Source organism: Sphingobacterium ginsenosidimutans, from assembly GCF_039536865.1.
In the GTDB taxonomy this organism is placed as follows: Bacteria; Bacteroidota; Bacteroidia; order Sphingobacteriales; family Sphingobacteriaceae; genus Sphingobacterium; species Sphingobacterium detergens.
This window is the reverse complement of the sequence record NZ_BAAAZK010000009.1, coordinates 172,908-194,200: the sequence shown is the minus strand read 5'-3', so window position 1 is coordinate 194,200 and position 21,293 is coordinate 172,908. Positions and strand designations below refer to the sequence as shown.

Genomic DNA, 21,293 nt, shown 5'->3' with positions numbered 1-21,293 from the left:
AAAGGAGGCAAATCACGATAATAATTATGGAAAATATATTTTATGAGGGACAGGTCATCTGGGCACAAATAGATGCCAATCGGCACATGCGTCATTCTGCCTATGCCGATATCTGTGCACAGGCACGAAGCAACATGTTGAACAAAATGGGTTTTTCTTTGGACAAGTTCGCCCAGTTTCAGATCGGACCGATTCTATTTCGGGAAGAATTGATCTACGCTAAGGAGGTACATCTGGATGAATACGTTCAGGTAAAAGTGGAATTGACTAAATACAATAAAATCAATAGTCGTTTTTCTTTTATTCATCAGGTTTATCGCCAGGATGGCACATTATGTTGTACAGTAAACGTTGATGGCGCTTGGCTTGACTTAAAGCTGCGAAAACTAACCAAGTTACCGGAAGAAATGGAGCCCTATCTTGCCAAAGTACCACGTGCGGTAGGATATGAAGAGATTGGATAAAAAAATCCCTCGGAATATTTTTGTATTCCGAGGGATCAAAACATAAACTAACCTAAAAAACTATCTTATTTGAGTATCAACTGACCGTCGGTCAGGATGCGCCTATCATATGGGCGTACGAACTATTTTACTTCGATCAAACGCTTTGCGATAATAGCGTCTTCTTTCTTGCCAACAGTTAAAATCAATATTCCACCTTCATAGGCTGCTTCAATATTGCTATAGTCAACCGTTTCAGGCAAGGTAAATGATCTTGAAAATGAACTATAATTGAATTCCTTCTTGCTATATAGTTTTTCTTCACTTACTTGCTCTTCTTTTTTCTCTGCAGAAATAGTGATCAGATTTTTATCCACATTGATTTTAAAATCTGACTTATCCAATCCCGGAGCTGCCATTTCGATCTTAAATGATTTTTCGGACTCCGAAATATTCACCGCTGGAACACGTGAAACCAAACGATCTGAAATAAAATTATCATTGAATAGATTGTCAAATACAGTATTTACAAATGGATTTACTGCGTCGGTATTTAAACTTTTTGTAGGGAATTTAATTAATGCCATTTTTTGTCCTCCTAATTTTTTTATTTTTTGTTAAGCTTTATTTTCTAACTCTTTTCTAGGGGATATTCAATTCACGTACCAGTTGCAAAACAAAGACAAAATGTCATTTTCAAATAATTTAAAGCGACATTTTGACACAAAACACTTAAAAACCTTCCATAAAAGGGCGCGATATTGTCATTGCTTGGAAGACATGATCCCACTACTCGGTATAGCATTAACGTAGCAGTAGGCAAACTGTTTTCGGGCGGATTTAATTTTACAAAACATTAACCTTAGCGCTTTACCCTTCTGGTTCTGGTCTTTCTTGTTGTTCCAGTGCCTTAATCAGCAAAAATTTAACAGCATCGTAGATATAATCTTTTGCCTCTGCATAGGAAACATCATAAATCCGTGATACCAATGCATCATATTGCGGAAAGGGAGAAAATAATTTAGCGTAATAGGCATCTAGCTGTGCATGAGTGGGTAATTCAAAAGCCAGCCGAAGCTGAAATCGCCGGATAATTGCTGTATCCAATATCTCGGGATGGTTGGTTGCCGCGATCAATACAGCTTCCGCCGGAAAATAATCGATCAGTTGGATAATCGTATTTACCAGGCGGCGCATCTCCCCTACATCTTTCTCTTCACTGATCCGTGCTTTTCCGATCTGGTCAAATTCATCGAGAAACAGTACAGCCTTTTCACGTCCTGCCTTGTCAAAGACCTGCTTGATATGCTGTGAAGTCTCACCAATGCGGGATGAGATCAAGTTACTCAGATTCAAGATATAGATCGGTTTGTCGAGTGCCGTCGCCAACGCTTTTGCCGTCGTTGTTTTTCCGCAACCCGAATAACCGTGTAATAGAATCTTGTTGCTTACAGGCAGACCATATTGCGAGAGCTCTCGAATATAGCGATGCTCCTTAATCAGCTGCTGCAGTTTCTGCCGGCTATCTTCCGCTAAAAAAACATCTTCTAATGCTATCTTTTCCTTATCGGCTATAACAAGATCGTAAATATTCATCTTAACAATTTGACACTTTTATACAATGGATCCGCAAATTTAAGCAGGTATTTCAAACTTTTGCTGGTCCAGTTTGAAAATTAATCATTCAGGTATTTCAAACCGACATGCGAATAGGATAAGTCGCCGCCAAAAGGTGGATTCGATTTGCGAATAACAACCTCAATCATTACGGCATGAGGTACCCCTAGCCGAATCTGTTCCAATATTTCTGCCGCTGCAGATTCCAACAGTTTCCGTTTGGGTTGCATCACACGAGCAGTGATCTGATACAGTTCTTCATAATTTAGCGTATTACGCAAATCTTCGGTTTCTGTATTATGAAAAGGGAAAGAGACATCAATAGACACAAAAAATTCATTCCCGAGAATCTGCTCCTCCTCGTAATAGCCAATTGGCGCATAAAACCGCGCTTCTTTCAATGAGACTGTCTGTAAAATGGTTGCCATGCACAAACCTAAGCAAATTGTTCCGAAATCAAAAAATCGACAGTTTCGACGATTTCAATAGCATCAGACAAGAGAAAAATCTCATCCATATACATTCATGCACTTAAATAGATCCTATTCTAAAATTATAATTGTATATAAAGGCAAATTTTCCTAAGTTTAAATACACCAAAAACCCAACAGATGAACTTTTCTTTATCTTCGGCACTAACCCTGGCGATCTTATGCGGTTCCAGCGCAATCTATGCCCAAACAAATATGAAACCCAGCGATACAGAATATTACAAACCTGTTCCGCCAACGGTAACACTCAACAAGGGAATCCCAAGTGATGCCATTGTTCTTTTTGATGGCAAGGACCTGAGCAAATGGAAGAGCGAAAAGGGGAATGCAAACTGGACAATTGCCAATAATACGCTTGAAGTAAAACCCGGAACTGGAAATATCGAGACAACCGAGCATTTCGGCGACTTTCAGCTCCATATTGAATGGAAGAGTCCTGAGCTCATCAAGGGCGAAGGACAAGGCAGAGGGAATAGCGGCATTTTCCTGCAGGGGCTCTATGAAATTCAGGTATTGGACAACAATAACAATCCGACCTATGTCAATGGTGGTGCAGGAAGCCTTTACAAGCAACGTCCGCCGTTGGCTCAAGTCATTGTAACGGACAAATGGCATGTATACGATATCATTTACAAGGCTCCCCAGTTTAACAAAGACAGCCTATTGATCAGCAAAGGCACAGTGACTGTGCTCCACAATGGCGTACTTGTCCAGAATAACACCCAGATTGATGGCACAACAGAGTACATTGGACTTCCGAAACAGGTGAGCCATGGTCCCGGCCCCATTATCCTGCAAGATCATGGTGATCTGGTCCAGTTTAGAAATATCTGGCTCCGCAAACTATAGATCGACACAACAATTTCAGTTACACAAGCAACAATTCTGTACTAGGTTTTATAGGGCTATTTCCCTAATTTAGCCCTATAAAATTTAAAAGCAAACTCCATCATAAGAGCAAAAAACACTTATGGTCGGCTCAGCATCATTAAAAATAAATTATTCTAATGAAAAGAATTGCGCTATTCTTCTTGTTGGCAAGTGCCTTAACCAGCCATGCCCAACGAAACCTTAATTTGGAAGAAACGGTATTCGGACCGCGCACCTATGCGCCAACATCGATTACTGCTGCTTCCTGGATACCAAAATCAAACAGCCTCTCTTACCTCGATAAATCGTATCAAAATCTGCTCTCCAAAAGTGCAGCAAACAATTGGACAGAGACGAGCTTGTTATCTAAAACTGAGCTCGAAACAGCTTTGAAAGCTGCAATTCCAAACGAAACATTCAGCTTACGCATGTTTCCTTACGACTACAAATGGCGTGATAGCAATTCACTCCTACTCCAGGTAGATGGGAAGGACAAAGTATATACGGTGGTCTATAATGTCAAATCCAAAAGTATCGAAAGTTTTATCGGCAACGATAGCCAAGGTGCTAACCGCGAATTGAGCACAGACCTTTCTAAAATCGCTTATCTGGTGGACAATAATATCGCCATTGTTGACAAAAATGGGAAAGTATCTGCGGTAACCGACGACAGCGACAAAGGTATTGTCAATGGAAGTGATTATACCCACCGGCAGGAATTCGGTATAAAAAAAGGCATGTGGTGGAATGCTCAAAATGACAAATTACTCTACTACCGCAAGAATGAAACCATGGTCGCCAACTATCCACTCCCCCAATGGAGTCCGAAAGTTGCCGAAATCAAATGGATAAAATACCCCATGACAGGGCAAAAATCGGAGGAGGTAACACTGATTGTCTACAACAGTGTTACAGGACAAAAAGTAACCTTACAGACCGGAGATCATAGCGAACAATACCTGACCAGTGTAACCTGGGATCCTTCAGGCAAATTCATTTATGTAGGCGTTCTCAACCGCGGTCAAAATGACCTCAAGTTCAATAAATACAATGCTGAAACCGGAGCGCTGGTTAAAACATTGTTTGAGGAAACCGCAACAACTTGGGTAGAGCCAGAAAATCCACTTACCTTCTTGCCAAACACAGCGGATCAATTTCTTTACCAATCCGACAAAGATGGCTACAACCAGCTTTATCTCTACAATACGGAGGGAAAACTGATCAGAAAATTAGGCTTTAAGGACATAGTGCTAGAAAATCTCTTGGACTTCTCAGCTGATGGAAACAAAATAAGTTATATCGGTGTCACCAACAATGGGATGGACCGTCAATTATTTGAGGTAGACCTCAAATCCGGAAAAACAGTACAGCTAACAAATGAATCGGGTATACACCAGGCATCGTTGAGTGGTGATGGCAAATATATCTATGACCAATATAGTGACCTGAAAACCCCAAACATGATCCAGATCAAAGAGGTCAAATCGGGTAAGGGAACTGTTCTGGTCAAAGCTGACAATCCATTCAGCGGAAAAATTAATAATCCAAAAATAGAATTTGTCCAACTGACTTCGGCTGATGGCAAATATCCACTGACCGGCCGTATTATCTATCCAAATGATTTTGACCCTGCCAAGAAATATCCAGTCATGTATTATCTGTATGGTGGTTCTCATTCGCAATTGGTTTCCAACAAATGGCTAGGTGGAGCAGGTTACTTTGATCTCTATATGGCCCAACAGGGATATATTGTTTTTACAATGGACAATCGCGGCACCAATTACCGAGGCCGTGATTTTTATACGGCTACTCACCGTAACCTTGGCCAAAATGAAATGGCCGATCAGCTCAAAGGAATTGAATTCCTAAAATCAAAATCCTTTGTCGATCAACAACGTATGGGGATCTTCGGCTGGAGCTTCGGTGGATTTATGACGACTTCATTTATGTTACATCATAACGACATTTTTAAAGCCGCAGTCGCTGGAGGTCCAGTTATTGACTGGAAGTTTTATGAAGTAATGTATGGCGAGCGTTATATGGACACACCTCAGGAAAACCCTGAAGGATATAAACTGACATCCCTGTTGAACAAAGCGGATCAGTTAAAAGGGCGCTTATTGATCATCCATGGCGCGCAAGACCCTGTGGTTGTACAACAAAACAGCATGGAGTTTTTGGAAGCCTGTATTAAGGCCGGGAAACAGGTCGATTATTTCTTATACCCTACCCACGAACATAATGTGATGGGCAAAGATCGTATCCATATGTACGAGAAAATTGCGGATTATTTTAATCAGCATCTAAAAAAATAAATAGTTAACAGCTTATCATACAAAGGCGCCTTTCTTTTCGGATTGGCGCCTTTGTATTTTTTCGGGTTACGCAACGGAAAGCCTATTCGTAAAATAGGCGATTCAACGGCTAATTTGAATATTGTTCCAATCCTTCAGAAAGACTATACAGTGTCCAATGTTTTGCTTTAATAGCGTCGGATTCTGTCTGGAGCAACCTGATAAAATCCCGCACCCCCAGCTCTTCATTACCATTCCCATGAATCAAAACAATGCTACCATTATGCACCGGTTGCCCTTTAGCCAGCCAAGCATCAGAGCCAACGGCAATTAGACCAAAAGATAGCAGCTTTTCGATAATCGCACGATCCGAAACCAAACCTGGGCAGCGGAAAAAGACAGAAGGCATAAGTCCATTTTTCAGCATCAATTTTTCATTGGCCAGTATTTCATAACTTAAGTTGGTACCCTGCGACAAGAGAAAATTAGAACTCAATGGCTTATTGTTAAAAACATGATCATAGGTATGATTAATCCAAGTGATCTCGATCCCCTTTTTCTCCAAAGATTTCAACCAGGCCAAGTCGCTTGGATGATTTAACAGCCATTTCCCTGACACAGACACCGCCAATGGCAGTGTACTGTCCAGCCCCTTAAATGCAGATAGTACATCCTCAAAAATATCCTTGTCCAAAGGTTTATGGGAAGGACACAAATCAATCGTTAAGTTTATTCCAGATTCTTTGGGCAGTCTAAAATTCAGTCCCGCATCCTGCAGATTATTTTCGGTTTTCCTCGCGATGGAAAAACAACTTGCATACACTGTTCCAATTAAGCTTTTGTTGACCTGTACAGAATCTCTACTACGGACTTTAAGCAACTTACTATCCACAATACGGGTCTCTAGTGTCATTGGATCTACTATGAGATAATATTTACTTCCCATGACCGTAAAACTTCGTATCCCGATCAGCGGTCGGGCGTTTTCCTGTACGGCAATCCATTCTCTTTTATAATTATCCAGATCCCCATGGGGAATCTGGGCAAAAGCGAAACTGAAGAAGAAAAGGAATACGATCGTAAATACAAGCTGTTTCATCATTAATTACCGCTTGTCCTTTTGGGCTGTAAATTTGTTGGCCAAGCCATTTGTTTACCAGTTTTATCCACAGGTAATACGATTTTCTCTCTTGACACCAATGCAGGCTCCTCACAAGCAAGGTAAGTTAATACCGCAACAATAATCGCATTCTGCTTGACTTCGTCGAAGACAATTTTATCGTAGGTATCCCGATTCGTGTGCCAGGTTACTTTTCCATAATCCCAAGAAATGGAAGAAAGACCAAAGGCCGGAATCCCTTTTTGTACAAAAGAAGAGTGGTCACTTCCGCCTGTACCCGGCATTCCCGGAAAGCTGGTCTGGATCTCGTTGCGAAATTCTTCGGGTAGATATTGTAACCAACGGCCGATATATTCATATGCCTTTTCAAAACCACTGCCGCCGATACGCACAATACGTCCCGTTCCATTATCCTGGTTCCATACCACCTGAATATTTTTTGCGATATCGGGATGATCCTCCACAAAAGCCGACGAGCCATTCAAGCCCTGTTCCTCGCTCCCCCAATTACCGACCAAGATCGTTCTTTTATTTTCGGGATATACTTTCCGCAGGATACGAACTGCTTCCATCATTGTAATCACCCCCGTTGCATTATCTGTCGCACCCGAAGCACCATCCCATGAATCTAAATGTGCAGACAAAACTACATACTCATTGGGCTTCTCTTTTCCTTTGATCTCGGCAATGCTATTATAAGTTTTTGCTGTACCGAGTTCCTTGGATTTACCCTGCAAGAGTATACGCGGTTTGACGCCACGCACAGCCATACGATGAAGGAGGCTATAATCCTCCAAAGCAATATTAAAAACAGGAATCTGCTTCGATTTCGCATCAAAAATCCGTGTAAGCCCCGGCAGTTCTGTCCAGTAAGAATCGATCACACCTACAGCACCAGCGGTTTCCAATGCCAATGGTAGTGTACGTCGTGTACTCCCAGTATAGGTCATACTGAGCTCCCATTGCTTGAGCTGTCCACTCTTTAAGGCCTGATATTTTTCATAACCCTGGGCAGAGGCAGATTCCTTCCAGTTGGCATCCGAACGACCCGAGATCGGGTTCATGCCAATCAGGACAATTTTACCTTTTACCGTCTTTAACCAAGATTGGAAATCAGCCTGAGAACTAAACAAAGGCATCGCCACCACTTCTGCTTCTACACCTTTTTCCTTCGTCATCGGACTAAAGGCTAATTGCGTCCCTTCGAGTGATTTGATCCGTGGATAGGTCATCGTTACCGCTGAGGTCCCTCTTTCCCAGGAACGCCATTCTCCATAAGGTTCATTTCGTGCATCCGCACCAAGTGCGGTGTATTTTTTGACCACCCAGTCGTGTGCCTGCTGCATCTGTGGACTCCCCACCAAACGTGGACCGATCATATCAACAAGTTCAAAAGCATAGTTTTCGAGCTGGGAATTTGCCTGAGCTTCCTGAACAATAGCCGCAACAACAGCATCTTTATTTTGTGCAAAAATCGCTGAGCTACTCAATAGCATAAATGCCAACCCAAAAGACTTCAAATTTCTCTGTTTAGTATATAGTTTCATTTGTAATTTAATTAGTTCACCACTCCGTAGGTTCTGTTGAATTGGTTTTTTCCGAAAATTACTAAAGATAATTCAAAAAACATATTCCAAAAAAATAGGGATGCCTTTGGACACCCCTATTACAACATTAGTATATGGTTGGTTGATTATCTAAACAGCTTCTACTTTGGATTTTTCGTAGCTCTCCTGATGCACAGAGGCTACTGCTCTTCCAGATGGATCATTTAGATTTTGGAAAGAAGCATCCCAAGCAAGGGCTTCCGGTGTGCTACAAGCAACAGATTTTACTGAAGGAACAGTCTGTGCAGCAGCTGCGGAAGGAAAATGCGATTCGAAGATTGTTCTATACAAAAACTCTTCCTTGTTCTTTGGTGTATTGATTGGGAAACGTTCGGCTGCTGCTGCAAATTCCTGATCAGAAACCTTGCTTTCTGCCTGCTCTTTTAAGGTATCTATCCAGCTATAACCGACACCATCCGAGAACTGTTCTTTTTGACGCCAGGCGATGCTTTCCGGAAGATAATCCTCAAAAGCTTTACGCACGACCCATTTCTCCATTTTACCATCACGGATCATTTTATCGAATGGATTGATACGCATGGCAATATCCATAAATTCTTTATCCAGGAAAGGTACACGTCCTTCGACACCCCAGGCTGCCAGCGATTTATTTGCACGTAGACAGTCATAGAGGTACAGTTTTTTCAGTTTACGAACAGTTTCCTCGTGAAACTCCTGCGCATTAGGCGCCTTGTGAAAATATAAGTAGCCGCCAAAAAGCTCATCTGACCCCTCACCAGACAACACCATTTTGATGCCCATGGATTTGATCACACGTGCCAGTAAGTACATCGGAGTCGAAGCGCGGATAGTCGTCACATCGTAAGTCTCCAGGTGATAGATCACATCGCGGATGGCATCCAAACCTTCCTGAATGGTGAAGTTGATTTCATGGTGGATTGTTCCAATATGATCAGCAGCCTTTTGTGCTGCAATTAAATCTGGTGCACCTTTCAAGCCAACAGCAAAAGAATGCAATTGAGGATACCAGGCGTCCTCTTTATCGTCAGTTTCAATACGTTTAGATGCAAATTTTTTTGTAACCGCAGCAATCACAGAAGAGTCAAGACCTCCCGAAAGCAATACACCATAAGGAACATCAGACATTAATTGGCGATGTACTGCATCTTCCAATGCTTTACGCAATACGGCGATATCAGTCTCTTTATCTTTCACCGTGTCATAGCTTTCCCAATCGCGTTGGTACCAACGTTGCGGTGTTGTACCTTCTTTACTATATAAATAATGTCCCGGAGGAAATTGCTCGATCGTCTCGCAGAAACCTTCCAAAGACTTTAATTCAGAAGCGACAAACAGTTGTCCTTGCGCATCCTTTCCGTAATACAATGGGATAATCCCCATATGGTCACGGGCAACAAAAAATGAGTCATCACGCGAATCATATAATGCGAAACCAAAGATACCGTTCAACTCATCGACAAACGATGGTCCCTTGGCTAAATACAATGCCAATATTACCTCCGAATCACTCTGTGTTGCGAACGCATAATCCGGAAGGCTATTCCTTAATTCATGGTGGTTATAGATCTCGCCATTTACAGCCAATACAACTTTGCCATCCGGACTGTACAAAGGTTGACTACCTGATTTCGGGTCAACAATAGCTAATCGCTCATGAGCCAATAAAGCTTTCTCGCCCGTAAATATGCCAGACCAATCTGGACCACGGTGACGAATACGTTTTGACATTTCCAATACTTGGGATCTCAATGAGTCTGCAGGTTGCTTCAATTCAAAAGCGCCAATAATTCCACACATATTATGAAAATTTTAAATATTTCGTTTTTACATTATGTTCTTGACACAAAGTAAAACAATTAAAAACTAAATTCATAATAATTTTTAATTTTTATTACACTTTTACTAAAAAACACCTTTTAAACAAATAAAATTAGCAACAAAACAACTATTTATTTACAATAATCACACAATAGATTAACAACAGCTTTCAAGATTTATCATTAAATTCACTTAGTAATCAAATAAACCAAAGACATGGATCTAATAGGAACTTTTTACAGTGATCTCGCAATTACGCCTGATGAGCTGAATTCCATAAAAGAGAAACACCAAGCCATTACGATAAAAAAAGGTGATTTTATACTACACAAGGGACAGGTTTCAAATGCCTACTATTTAATAGAATATGGCCTTACACGATCTTTTTTGCACGACTACGAAGGCAACGAGGTCACGATCGGCTTTTGCAGTGACAACGATGTGGTTATCGAAGTTGCATCTTTTTTCCAGCGTACGCCCACAGTGGAAAATATTCAGGCGCTTACAGATACCAAGCTTTGGAAAATACGATTTGAAGATCATCAGGAACTATTCCATCGTATTCCTGAATTTCGGGAATGGGGACGTTCATGGATGGCAGCAGAACTGGTACACAGCAAAAACAGAGCTATTGCCATGATCACCGAACCCGCGACCAGCCGATACCTGCGTCTGATCAAAGAAAAACCAATCCTGATCCAGCAGGCTCCTTTAAAACATATCGCCTCTTATCTCGGCATCACAGATACCTCACTGAGCCGTATCCGAAAGGAAATTGTTCACGGCAATTAAAGATTTTTCTTGTCAGCGAAGGTCCATTTTTCAAATCTTGCCTTAGGGCAAGATTTTTATCAAAACTTCAGCCTAATTTTATCTTCAGGTCCAAAGACAGTCCTCCTGGTTACTGCTCATTGGAAGAAAATTTGAGAAGATAAGGTATAACGCGGATCTTTAGCAGTATCAACGCAAAAAGATACGCATCAAGAGATAATCAATATATTCAAAAATTAGAAATCATGGCAAAATTACACGCTTATTTAAATTTCGATGGTAACTGTGAAGAGGCTTTCACATTTTATGAGAAGGTTTTTCAAACCAAAAATCCGGGATACATGCGTTATGGTGACATCCCCGCAGATCCACAAATGCCAGCAATTCCAGATGAGGCCAAAAACAAAATCTGTCATACAGCCATTTCCATCAATGGCGAGAGCATGCTTATGGGCGCAGATGTCGTCCCAGCTTTCGGTCAGCAGTACGTACAGGGCAATAATACTTATGTGATGTTAATGTGTGACAATGCTGAGGAAGCAAAAACCTTACATACGGCGTTAAGTGCCAATGCAAAAGTAGTGGAAATGCCCTTGGGAGAAACATTTTTTGCCGAACTCTACAGCTCATTCCAGGATCAGTTTGGCATCTGCTGGATGGTCTATTTTGGTGGCAGTAAAGACGAAGATTGCGAAAGCAAAGGTTAATATAGACAGGTGCGCTGTACTATAAATTAGTTTACAAAAATAGGGGCTTCTTTCGAGGCCCCTATATATTGATCGGATCGTGTACAGATCCTGCAATGGCAGTTGGCTTATATTTGACTCAAATGAAAGATCACATCCCCGACTTATTTGTCAGTCAGTACATCCGCCTCAAAAACAACCCCATCCCAGCCATTTGCCATAAACTGGCGGATATTTTGATGCCCCTCACCTGCGGGGTTATCCAATACATTCTGATAATGCTCAGCAAACAAAAGCAGGGTATCTGCCGCTGAAAGATTATTCAGTTTAGCGAAATACAATACTTTCGCACTTCCCTGATTTTCCGTTGTGGAGTTTTTAAGGTTTCCATTTTGAAATGACGCCGGACTATAGGTATACTGTTCTGCGATATGATCCAAAACTTCCTGAAACTGAAGCTGGCTTCCCTTTGACTTCGCTAATAATTCTTCTGTTTTCATCAGATTAAATTGTATATGCTTTATGCTAGTTGTTTATTAAAGTTCTTTGTATATAGCCCTTCCTGTCGAATTTCTAAATAATTCCATGGAGGGAGCCACCTTTTGCCCCCAGTAGATCAACCCGTTTTTCAACCGCTTCATCTTTAATCAATGCCGGTGCATGATGCGGCTTCGTTCGGGCATCAATAATAATGGGTCCTTCACAGCCCCAATGTTTGAAGGCAGTAAAGCTCTTGATTCCATAGATATCAAATGCTGGGTTACTCCGTGTAAAGGTTGTCCAGACAAAGTTATTCACTGTCTCTGCTGTAAAACTGGCATCGTCGCACAATACCAGCAGCGGAAAACCTTCCCATGCCAATCCTTCGGCTGTGCGGCACCATTCCTGAATCACCGCAGCCCCATCTGCATAGGTTGTGAAGGCTTGTCCATCAATTGCCAATACACCCGGCATCACCAGCTTCGCTTGGTTGAAAGGCCTTGGCAGATCAAAATTTGCAGGTAGCTCCCGTGCAAGTTCCCTTTTCTTTGTTCCCGCAGCTGCAAATACGACCTTCGAACCCGCATTTAATCCATCGCCCGAATAATCCAAGGTATCTATGGTCGTATTTGTTTGAAAATGAAGATCCCGCGCAGGATCAATCCGTTCCAGAATATGTCCAAAAAAAGCTGGAATATCATAGATATCCAATTTGGGATTATCCTCATATGCCGAAATAAAAAGATATTTGGCCAAGCTCAGTTGGTTTTTTCCAAGAATCTGATTGGCAATGGTTAAAATCTCCTGTGGACGGTCCACACGTTGATAAGGAGTATAACGCTCTGATCCTATCGCAAACAATAAGGGATGCACTCCTGCCGCGTCCACCGCATTGACGGCATGCAGGCCGGAGATTTCCTGAGGAATTGCTGCCCCTGTGATTTCGTGAATAAGCGCTCCAAAGCTAGTATCTTCCTGCGGTGGTCGCCCTACCACTGTAAATGACCAGATCGGATCCTTCTTATGGTATACATTATGCACCTTCATCAAGGGGAAAGGATGGGTAAGACTATAATAGCCTATATGATCCCCAAAAGGCCCCTCCGATTTATTCTCATTGGGATAAACGGTACCTGTAATCACAAAATCCGCATCCGCTGAAATACAAAAACCTTCGTCGTCGTAAAAATAACGGAACCGTCTATTGCCTAAAGCACCAGCGAAGATCATTTCAGAAAGACCTTCTGGCAGCGGCATGACTGCAGACAGAGGATGCGCCGGTGGGCCACCCACAAAAATACTTACCTTAAGCGGCACACCAAGTTCATTGGCCTTTGTCTGATGAATACCGATTCCGCGGTGCAGTTGGTAGTGCAATCCTATTTCCCGGTCCGGAATATAATCGTTGCCTGAAAGCTGAATCCGATACATCCCCAGGTTGGCATGCATGATCCCCGGCTTATTTACATCTTCCGTATAGACCTGCGGCATGGTGACAAAAGCACCGCCATCCATTGGCCAGTTAACAATTTGAGGAAGCTTACTGATGCTTGTTTTACCGTGCAGGATTGGAGCGCCCGACTTCTTTTTCCAAGGCAAGGCGCCTAGCGCAGTCATGGATGAGCCTATATATTGAAATGGATTTTTTAACACAGCACCCGGGTTCATCTTGACATCCACCAACTTTTTAAGATGATCCAACGAATCACGAAACATAAACTTCGAACGGTCCAATGTACCAAAGAGATTGGATACAGCCGGAAATTCCGAACCTTTGATATTTTCAAAATACAATGCTGGTCCCTCAACATCAAATACCCGCATATGAATTGCAGCCATTTCGAGGTAAGGATCGACTTCCTCTTTAATCCGGATTAAATGACCATGTTTTTCAAGATCCGCAACACATGCTGCTAGACTGTTGTATCCCATATATTAAATCTGTATCAACGCGTTAATCCACAAATTTAACAGAATAATTTAGAAGTAAATAATTATTCACCCCTGTTTATCTCCATGGGAACTACAAATGCTTTATATAAAAAGCATAAACTCACAAACCAAAAAACCTTATAGCGACAAGCATCAAAAGCAAGCATGCAGCAGGTTTTCGTTCGTCGTTAGACCATTCAGAAAAACTCAGGTATCCATACTGACATAGGCTTTCAGTGGCGTGAATTCAAAGGACTGGACCTTCTGCCAAGTTGAATTGTCCACATTTTTTTCATAATAGAGCACTCGTCTAAATTCATCGATATCTTCCTTATTGATATCGTTGAACCTGCTCAGCAATAGTTTCGCAAAAAATTTATTCACGCCGATCTCGCGCTTTTGTGTATCGGAAGTATAATTGAGAAATTGATAAAATAAATTCCTAAAGGTCACCTCTTCATGTCCGCCAAGGTAAATCACCTCAGATATAAAGTTACCTTCCCAGGGCATTTCCCGAAGCCAACGGTAGACATCCAATAAGGGCAAGGGATGAAATTTCAGTGAAGCGACCCAGTTCCAATAGAATATCGTCTGCCGTTTAGCAAGTTTGCTAAAAATTCGGTTCAGCACACTTTCCTTACCGATAACGCTACTTTTAACCACAATGGTGTACTGTACGCGCAAAGCTTCCAATAGATTCCGAACAGGTTCTAAAAAATGCTCATCCATCAGCCGGGCCACATAGATCACCCGGTTATTGCCCGCCCGCCTACAGATTTCAACAAAATTACGAAGACCTAGCAGTTCCAGCTGAAGCTGTATATCGTTATCCAAGGTCGGAACCTGCGTAAAATAAATTCCGAAGTTCACGTTACTGATCTGAAAATTATCATAAGCTGGTCCCTTCCGCAACAAATCAAGTTCAAAAAGTCTTGCGGTTACTTTCTCCTTCACAATTTTATTAAAAATGGACAAGTTGCGCACCAAACCTGTAACATCAAAATCCTTCGTTTGTAAATAGCATGACGCCCGTCGTCCCAAATAGGTATTTAGCCCACTAATTAACACCTTTTTCATTCTTATAATTATTTCTGAGCACTCGCTTTCAATGGTATAAATGTGCTAGTTGCAGCCTTTTTTATTATTATTTTTATGGTAAGCATGAGACTACCTTTGGTTTTAATGAGTAACCAAACGATCGGCTGGATCTCATTTTAACTGTCCTATAGATTGCAAAAGCCCATGCTAGTTTTTCTCCTCAAATACGTTGACTAACTAATATCATAATTCTCTAATTTTAGAACAGAGAAACATCAAATAAGTTTAACACTATTTTTATTTTTCTATTTGAGCACCTGCCGTCAAGTCGATCAACAAGACAGTGGTCTATATGTTGGAGCATAAGATAGGGGGTGGTCTAAAACCTATTCTTTGTCCTTTTTATGTCAATTCACGCCTAAATATTTTCACAAACACAATATCCTTATATATTTGTAAATCTTCTGAAAATAGGCTGCACTAAAAAGTATTTATCTTCACCTCTATGGACAAAAGGGCTACAATGATCTGGTTTAGAAATGATTTAAGACTTCATGACAATGAGGTATTTTATCAAGCCTCTGAGAAGAGTTCCTTCATCATTCCTGTCTATTGTTTTGATCCCCGTTATTTTGACCGCAATCAGTTTGGCAATTTAAATACAGGTGTGCTGCGCGCAGCATTTGTGATCGAAGCTGTCACTGCCTTAAAAGAAAAATTAAAAAGCCATGGAAGTGACCTACTGACCTATATTGGCAAGCCTGAGGATATTATCCCGCGTATTGCCCAAAAATATCAGGTTAATGAAGTCTATCATCATCGGGAAGTTGCACTGCGCGAGACCTCTATTTCCGAAAAAGTAGAGAGTGAACTCTGGAACAGCAAAATCAACCTCCGTCATTTTATTGGACATACACTTTACCATAAAGAAGATCTCCCTTTTCCGATCAAAGATATTCCAAATGGATTTTCCGTTTTCAAGAAAAAGGTAGAACGTGAGAGTTCAGTGCGCCAACCGATTCCTTTTCCCTCAAATTTCCTGACTCCCCCACATCTTGAGGACACCAAGATCCCCACATTGAAGGACTTAGGTTATTCAGACGAGGAGATAAAATCTGTTGATGACATCTATATATTGGGCGGAGAGGATACGGCATTGAGTATTATGCATTCGGTCTTGTCCACTTATCCGGAAACGGAGCAGGATCCTGTCATATTGGGTCCTTTTATCGCTGCTGGAGCTTTATCCCCGATCCTTCTTTACAACAACATAAAAAAATTAGGGGAAGGAAAAAAAGACAAACGATTTGAAAAAATAATAGATATCTTACTTTGGCGGGATTATTTCCGTTTTATGCTCAAAAAATATCCTAATGTATTTTTCAAATCGCTGGGTACAAAAAACAGTACTACAGCAGATATTCCGGCGTTAACGATGAATGAGGAGCTATTCGAAAAATGGAAATCCGGTCAGACAGCGCATGATTTTATCAATAGTACCATGATACAATTGAAAAAGACGGGTTATATCCCCTATCAGGCGGGATTGATCGCCGCCAGTTACTTGGTCCATGAATATCAGGTCAATTGGTTAAAGGGAGCATCTTGGTTTGAAGAACAGCTTTTGGATTATTCTCCAGCCACCGTATACGGACAATGGTCCCATGTCGCTGGTGTAGGCACGAGTGAAAAAGATAACAAGGCTTTGGATTGGCAGAAATTGATCAAAACCAACTTCCCAAACGGTCTTCCAAAATTGGATGAATTATTTGCTAAATAAATCTTCGGCAGAAATAGATAATTTCAAAACAAAAGAAATTTGTAGGGCCCTGTGGGGCACTTTTAAATCATGCTAAAAATGTTAAGAATTGGATAGATTTATTGATTAAATTATTCAATTTCAGTATTAGAAACTCTTTTTTTATTCATAACTTTGACAAATTTCATAGTTTTAATTGTAAATGGACAATCTGACATATTTGAGTAATGCTGATTCGGCTTATGTCGATGGCTTATATCAATCGTACAAGCAAGATCCCCAATCGGTAGATTTCGGATGGCAAAAATTCTTTGAAGGTTTTGATTTCGGTCAAAATGCTGGTGGAACAACAAGTTCAGTAGGCGAGGCAACTCCTGAGCACGTATTGAAAGAAATCAATGTGCTGAACATGATCAACGGTTACCGTGACCGTGGCCACCTCTTCACGCACACTAACCCTGTTCGCGAAAGACGTAAGTACTACCCTGGAAAGGAATTGGAAACGTTTGGTCTTGCTGAGGCAGACATGAACACCGTTTTCAATGCTGGTGTTGAAGTTGGCTTAGGTCCAGCAACATTAAAAGATATCCGTCAACTGGTTGAAGATACCTATTGCCGTTCTATTGGTGCAGAATTCAAATATATCCGTAATCCAGAAAAGATAAAGTGGTTGCAGGACCGCATGGAAGCGGACCGCAATATGCCAAAATTCTCTTTGGATACAAAAAAGAGAATCCTGAACAAACTGAACGATGCTGTTGTATTTGAAAACTTTTTGGGCACTAAATTTTTAGGTCAAAAACGTTTCTCTTTGGAAGGTGCAGAAAGCTTAATCCCTGCATTGGACTCGGTTATCGAAAAAGGTTCAGAAATTGGCATCCAAGAGTTTGTAATCGGTATGGCTCACCGTGGTCGTTTGAACGTATTGACCAATATCATGGGTAAATCTTACAAATCCATCTTCTCGGAATTTGAGGGTAAAACCTATGCAGACGATCCTGAGGTAAACTTCGGTGGTGACGTAAAATACCATTTGGGTTTCTCTTCAGAAGTAAAAACTAACGATGGCAAATCGGTTCACTTGAGTTTAGCGCCAAACCCTTCCCATTTGGAAACAGTAGATCCAATTGTAGAAGGTATGGTACGTTCTAAAATCGACTTCAAATACGATGGTGATTCATCGAAAATTGCACCGATCATTATCCATGGTGATGCTGCAATTGCTGGTCAGGGCGTGGTATACGAGGTAACTCAAATGTCCAAACTAGATGGTTACAAAACTGGCGGTACAGTACATATCGTTATCAATAACCAAATCGGATTTACAACAAACTATAAAGATGCACGTTCTGGAACATATTGTACAGATGTTGCAAAAATTACTTCTTCACCTGTATTCCATGTCAATGGAGATGATGCAGAAGCAGTAGTTTATGCGATTAATTTGGCTGTTGAATACCGTCAAAAATACAAAACAGACGTATTTATCGACTTATTATGTTACAGAAGATTTGGTCACAATGAGGCTGATGAACCTAAGTTCACACAACCTTTGTTGTACAAAATCATTGAAAAACATCCGAATCCAAAAGAAGTATACGCTAAAAAATTAATCTCCGAAGGAAGTATTGATGAAGCCTATTCAAAAAATATAGAAAAAGAATTTAAGGCGGAATTGCAGACGAAACTTGAAGAAGCGAAAACTATTGAAGTATTGACTGAAGATCTTCCGATGTTTAAAGGTGCCTGGGAAGGATTACGTCCGGCGAAAAAAGGAGAAGTATCGACAACTACGGATAAAACTAAAGTTGCAAAAGATCTTTTCTTGAAATTGGCGAAAGAGATCACAACTTTACCTTCGGACAAAAAATTCTTCCGTAAGATTACTCGTCTGTTTGAAGATCGTGCAAAAATGATCAGCAATGATGCATACGATTGGGCAATGGGTGAGTTAATGGCTTATGCGACGTTATTGGATCAAGGCAACCGTGTTCGTATCTCAGGTCAAGATGTACAACGTGGTACATTCTCACACCGTCATGCGGTATTAACATTGGAAGATTCTGAAGAGAAATATATTCCATTGGCAAATATCAAAGGTGGCGACAAATTCTCGATCTACAACTCCTTACTTTCAGAATATGCTGTTTTAGGTTTTGAATATGGTTATGCCTCTTCAAATCCAAACTCGTTAACAATTTGGGAAGCACAATTCGGTGATTTCTACAATGGTGCTCAAATCATCGTAGATCAATATCTATCGAGTGCGGAAACAAAATGGAGACGTTCAAACGGCTTAGTGATGATGTTGCCACATGGTATGGAAGGGCAAGGTCCTGAGCACTCTTCGGCACGTATCGAAAGATTCTTGGAATTATGTGCAGATGAGAACATGATCTTGGCAAACTGTACCTTACCAGCCAACTATTTCCACTTGTTACGTCGTCAATTGGTACGCGAATTCCGTAAACCATTGGTGATCTTTACACCGAAATCATTGTTGCGTCACCCGAAAGTTGTTTCTCCATTGAAAGACTTCACAGAAGGTGTATTCCAAGAGGTCATTGATGATGCAAATGTAGCTGCAAAAGATGTAAAACGTGTATTGTTCTGTTCGGGTAAAGTTTATTATGACTTATTGGAAAAACAAGAAACGGACAAGCGTAAGGATGTAGCAATCGTTCGCATCGAGCAGTTGTTCCCAATCCCGGCTGAGCAGTTGAAAGCGATCCGTAAAAAATACAACAAAGCCAAAGAGTTTGTATGGGTGCAAGAGGAAAATGAGAACATGGGTGCATGGTCTTACTACTGCCGCAAACTGATGGGCACTGAAATTGCATTTACAGGTTTCGTAGCACGTAAAGAAAGCGGAAGTACAGCAACAGGTTATATGAAACAACACGTTGCTCAACAAGCAGAGATCTTAAATAAATCATTCGAATAAAAACAATTTAAAATCAATTGCGTCTTATGTATAGGACGCAATTGTCAATAAAGAACATTATATATGAGCTTAGAAATTAAAGTACCAACCGTAGGTGAATCTATCACGGAGGTAACCTTATCACAATGGTTGAAACAAGATGGCGATTATGTGGAGATGGATGAAAACATCGCCGAACTGGAGTCAGACAAAGCGACGTTTGAATTACCAGCTGAAAAAGCAGGTATCTTAAGAATCATTGCACAAGAAGGTGATACTTTAGAAATCGGTGCTGTCGTTTGTACAATTGAAGAAGGTCAAGCTCCTGCTGGTGGTTCAGCTCCGGCTGCTGCACCTGCGGCTGAGGCATCATCTAATGCAGCTCCAGTTGCTGCTGCTGCAAAAGACGAAGATCCAGATAGCTACGCTGCTGGTACAGCTTCTCCTGCTGCCGCAAAAATTTTGAGAGAAAAAGGAATTGATCCTTCAACTATAAAAGGAACAGGTAAAGATGGCCGCATCACAAAAGAAGATGCTGACAAAGCTCAACCTGTTGCAAAAGCTGCAGCTCCGGCTGCGAAACCTGCTGCTCCTGCCGCTACAACTACAGCTGCACCAGTTGCTGGTTCCAGAAATGAGCGTCGTGAGAAATTATCTTCTTTACGTAAAACTATCGCAAAACGTTTGGTAGCTGTTAAAAACGAAACAGCCATGTTGACAACTTTCAACGAAGTCAATATGCAGCCGATCATGGATCTACGTGCTAAATATAAAGATACGTTCAAAGAGAAATTTGGTATCGGTCTTGGTTTCATGTCTTTCTTTACAAAAGCAGTAACTACAGCATTGGCAGAATGGCCAGCAGTGAATGCTCGTATCGAAGAAAATGAAATCGTGTATTCTGATTTTGCAGATATTTCAATTGCAGTTTCTGCACCTAAAGGGCTGGTTGTTCCTATTATCCGTAACGCAGATGCGATGTCATTGGAGCAAATCGAGAAAGCGATTGCTACATTGGCGGGTAAAGCTCGTGATAACAAATTAACGATCGACGAGATGACAGGTGGTACATTTACAATCACTAACGGTGGTGTATTTGGATCAATGATGTCAACGCCTATCATCAATGCACCGCAATCAGCAATCTTGGGTATGCACAACATCATCCAACGTCCTATCGCTGAGAATGGTCAGGTTGTGATCCGTCCAATGATGTACATTGCACTTTCTTACGATCACCGTATTATTGACGGTCGTGAGTCAGTAAGCTTCTTGGTTCGTGTAAAACAATTATTAGAAGATCCAGCTCGTTTATTGTTGGGCGTATAATTGTTACCAAAATTATAATATTAAAAAAGACCTGTACGATTGCCGTACAGGTCTTTTTTATTGTACCTTATCTCCCCTTCTCCAAACTTCCTTTCCTTCGGAATTTGACGAATATGAATTGGACATAACCGCT

General features: G+C 41.1%; 17 protein-coding genes. 8 read left to right on the top strand and 9 right to left on the bottom strand.

What is annotated here, in order from left to right; all coding sequences use genetic code 11:
- Positions 1–26: 26 nt before the first annotated feature.
- Positions 27–464: an acyl-CoA thioesterase gene (locus ABFX33_RS24195; RefSeq protein WP_259183826.1), complete on the top strand. Its 438-nt coding sequence runs from the start codon at positions 27–29 to the stop codon at positions 462–464.
- A gap of 122 nt (positions 465–586) precedes the next feature.
- On the opposite strand, the gene ABFX33_RS24190 is transcribed toward ABFX33_RS24195, so the two are convergent.
- The 3 genes from ABFX33_RS24190 to ABFX33_RS24180 all read right to left on the bottom strand — a co-directional run bounded on the left by ABFX33_RS24190 (position 587) and on the right by ABFX33_RS24180 (position 2,488).
- On the bottom strand, positions 587–1,030 hold the full coding sequence (locus tag ABFX33_RS24190) for an Hsp20/alpha crystallin family protein (protein WP_120262112.1): 444 nt from the start codon (positions 1,028–1,030) through the stop codon (positions 587–589).
- A 283-nt stretch (positions 1,031–1,313) separates the two neighbouring features.
- Positions 1,314–2,039: an AAA family ATPase gene (locus tag ABFX33_RS24185; protein WP_346088761.1), complete on the bottom strand. Its 726-nt coding sequence runs from the start codon at positions 2,037–2,039 to the stop codon at positions 1,314–1,316.
- Positions 2,040–2,119: 80 nt separating this feature from the next.
- Positions 2,120–2,488 carry a dihydroneopterin aldolase gene (locus tag ABFX33_RS24180; protein ID WP_346088760.1) on the bottom strand — a complete coding sequence of 123 codons (369 nt, stop codon included), beginning with the start codon at positions 2,486–2,488 and terminating at the stop codon, positions 2,120–2,122.
- Positions 2,489–2,671: 183 nt separating this feature from the next.
- Between ABFX33_RS24180 and ABFX33_RS24175 the strand changes: the two genes are divergently transcribed.
- Both ABFX33_RS24175 and ABFX33_RS24170 read left to right on the top strand, forming a co-directional pair.
- Entirely contained in the window at positions 2,672–3,400 is a 729-nt protein-coding gene (locus tag ABFX33_RS24175) for a 3-keto-disaccharide hydrolase (RefSeq protein WP_257087578.1), read from the top strand.
- A 158-nt stretch (positions 3,401–3,558) separates the two neighbouring features.
- A complete protein-coding gene (locus ABFX33_RS24170; RefSeq protein ID WP_346088758.1) occupies positions 3,559–5,736 on the top strand; it encodes a S9 family peptidase in 2,178 nt (725 codons plus the stop codon).
- Positions 5,737–5,845: 109 nt separating this feature from the next.
- On the opposite strand, the gene ABFX33_RS24165 is transcribed toward ABFX33_RS24170, so the two are convergent.
- From ABFX33_RS24165 to asnB, 3 genes are all read right to left on the bottom strand, one after another.
- On the bottom strand, positions 5,846–6,817 hold the full coding sequence (locus ABFX33_RS24165; RefSeq protein WP_346088756.1) for a polysaccharide deacetylase family protein: 972 nt from the start codon (positions 6,815–6,817) through the stop codon (positions 5,846–5,848).
- Positions 6,817–8,382 (bottom strand): M20/M25/M40 family metallo-hydrolase, encoded by a 1,566-nt coding sequence (locus ABFX33_RS24160; protein WP_346088755.1) that lies wholly within the window; start codon positions 8,380–8,382, stop codon positions 6,817–6,819. The genes ABFX33_RS24165 and ABFX33_RS24160 overlap by 1 nt, the downstream gene beginning before the upstream one ends.
- Before the next feature lie 150 nt (positions 8,383–8,532).
- A complete protein-coding gene (asnB, locus tag ABFX33_RS24155; RefSeq protein WP_346088753.1) occupies positions 8,533–10,221 on the bottom strand; it encodes an asparagine synthase B in 1,689 nt (562 codons plus the stop codon).
- Positions 10,222–10,458: 237 nt separating this feature from the next.
- On the opposite strand from asnB, the gene ABFX33_RS24150 reads away from it, so the two are divergent.
- Together ABFX33_RS24150 and ABFX33_RS24145 are read left to right on the top strand one after the other, a co-directional pair.
- Positions 10,459–11,034: a Crp/Fnr family transcriptional regulator gene (locus tag ABFX33_RS24150; RefSeq protein ID WP_120262120.1), complete on the top strand. Its 576-nt coding sequence runs from the start codon at positions 10,459–10,461 to the stop codon at positions 11,032–11,034.
- Between the two features lie 224 nt (positions 11,035–11,258).
- Entirely contained in the window at positions 11,259–11,720 is a 462-nt protein-coding gene (locus ABFX33_RS24145) for a VOC family protein (RefSeq protein WP_223580950.1), read from the top strand.
- A gap of 143 nt (positions 11,721–11,863) precedes the next feature.
- On the opposite strand, the gene ABFX33_RS24140 is transcribed toward ABFX33_RS24145, so the two are convergent.
- The 3 genes from ABFX33_RS24140 to ABFX33_RS24130 form a co-directional block, all read right to left on the bottom strand.
- On the bottom strand, positions 11,864–12,199 hold the full coding sequence (locus tag ABFX33_RS24140; RefSeq protein WP_346088751.1) for a HopJ type III effector protein: 336 nt from the start codon (positions 12,197–12,199) through the stop codon (positions 11,864–11,866).
- A 73-nt stretch (positions 12,200–12,272) separates the two neighbouring features.
- A complete protein-coding gene (locus ABFX33_RS24135) occupies positions 12,273–14,111 on the bottom strand; it encodes a UbiD family decarboxylase (protein ID WP_346088749.1) in 1,839 nt (612 codons plus the stop codon).
- Positions 14,112–14,318: 207 nt separating this feature from the next.
- Positions 14,319–15,188 carry a hypothetical protein gene (locus ABFX33_RS24130; protein WP_346088747.1) on the bottom strand — a complete coding sequence of 290 codons (870 nt, stop codon included), beginning with the start codon at positions 15,186–15,188 and terminating at the stop codon, positions 14,319–14,321.
- 484 nt (positions 15,189–15,672) lie between these two features.
- Between ABFX33_RS24130 and ABFX33_RS24125 the strand changes: the two genes are divergently transcribed.
- The 3 genes from ABFX33_RS24125 (at position 15,673) to odhB (ending at position 21,160) form a co-directional block, all read left to right on the top strand.
- Complete coding sequence (locus ABFX33_RS24125) at positions 15,673–16,929, top strand: deoxyribodipyrimidine photo-lyase (protein WP_346088746.1); 1,257 nt, start codon at positions 15,673–15,675, stop codon at positions 16,927–16,929.
- Between the two features lie 181 nt (positions 16,930–17,110).
- Positions 17,111–19,852 (top strand): 2-oxoglutarate dehydrogenase E1 component, encoded by a 2,742-nt coding sequence (locus tag ABFX33_RS24120; protein ID WP_346088745.1) that lies wholly within the window; start codon positions 17,111–17,113, stop codon positions 19,850–19,852.
- 63 nt (positions 19,853–19,915) lie between these two features.
- Entirely contained in the window at positions 19,916–21,160 is a 1,245-nt protein-coding gene (gene odhB, locus ABFX33_RS24115; RefSeq protein WP_346088744.1) for a 2-oxoglutarate dehydrogenase complex dihydrolipoyllysine-residue succinyltransferase, read from the top strand.
- The last annotated feature ends 133 nt before the right edge of the window (positions 21,161–21,293 follow it).

Excerpts from the sequence above, each read along its gene's own strand:
- ABFX33_RS24160 (WP_346088755.1), bottom strand. The coding sequence starts at position 8,382 with ATGAAACTATATACTAAACAGAGAAATTTGAAGTCTTTTGGGTTGGCA.
- ABFX33_RS24165 (WP_346088756.1), bottom strand. The coding sequence starts at position 6,817 with ATGATGAAACAGCTTGTATTTACGATCGTATTCCTTTTCTTCTTCAGT.
- ABFX33_RS24195 (WP_259183826.1), top strand. The coding sequence starts at position 27 with ATGGAAAATATATTTTATGAGGGACAGGTCATCTGGGCACAAATAGAT.
- ABFX33_RS24180 (WP_346088760.1), bottom strand. The coding sequence starts at position 2,488 with ATGGCAACCATTTTACAGACAGTCTCATTGAAAGAAGCGCGGTTTTAT.
- asnB (WP_346088753.1), bottom strand. The coding sequence starts at position 10,221 with ATGTGTGGAATTATTGGCGCTTTTGAATTGAAGCAACCTGCAGACTCA.
- ABFX33_RS24170 (WP_346088758.1), top strand. The coding sequence starts at position 3,559 with ATGAAAAGAATTGCGCTATTCTTCTTGTTGGCAAGTGCCTTAACCAGC.
- ABFX33_RS24150 (WP_120262120.1), top strand. The coding sequence starts at position 10,459 with ATGGATCTAATAGGAACTTTTTACAGTGATCTCGCAATTACGCCTGAT.
- ABFX33_RS24185 (WP_346088761.1), bottom strand. The coding sequence starts at position 2,039 with ATGAATATTTACGATCTTGTTATAGCCGATAAGGAAAAGATAGCATTA.
- ABFX33_RS24135 (WP_346088749.1), bottom strand. The coding sequence starts at position 14,111 with ATGGGATACAACAGTCTAGCAGCATGTGTTGCGGATCTTGAAAAACAT.
- odhB (WP_346088744.1), top strand. The coding sequence starts at position 19,916 with ATGAGCTTAGAAATTAAAGTACCAACCGTAGGTGAATCTATCACGGAG.
- ABFX33_RS24145 (WP_223580950.1), top strand. The coding sequence starts at position 11,259 with ATGGCAAAATTACACGCTTATTTAAATTTCGATGGTAACTGTGAAGAG.
- ABFX33_RS24190 (WP_120262112.1), bottom strand. The coding sequence starts at position 1,030 with ATGGCATTAATTAAATTCCCTACAAAAAGTTTAAATACCGACGCAGTA.
- ABFX33_RS24175 (WP_257087578.1), top strand. The coding sequence starts at position 2,672 with ATGAACTTTTCTTTATCTTCGGCACTAACCCTGGCGATCTTATGCGGT.
- ABFX33_RS24130 (WP_346088747.1), bottom strand. The coding sequence starts at position 15,188 with ATGAAAAAGGTGTTAATTAGTGGGCTAAATACCTATTTGGGACGACGG.
- ABFX33_RS24140 (WP_346088751.1), bottom strand. The coding sequence starts at position 12,199 with ATGAAAACAGAAGAATTATTAGCGAAGTCAAAGGGAAGCCAGCTTCAG.
- ABFX33_RS24120 (WP_346088745.1), top strand. The coding sequence starts at position 17,111 with ATGGACAATCTGACATATTTGAGTAATGCTGATTCGGCTTATGTCGAT.
- ABFX33_RS24125 (WP_346088746.1), top strand. The coding sequence starts at position 15,673 with ATGATCTGGTTTAGAAATGATTTAAGACTTCATGACAATGAGGTATTT.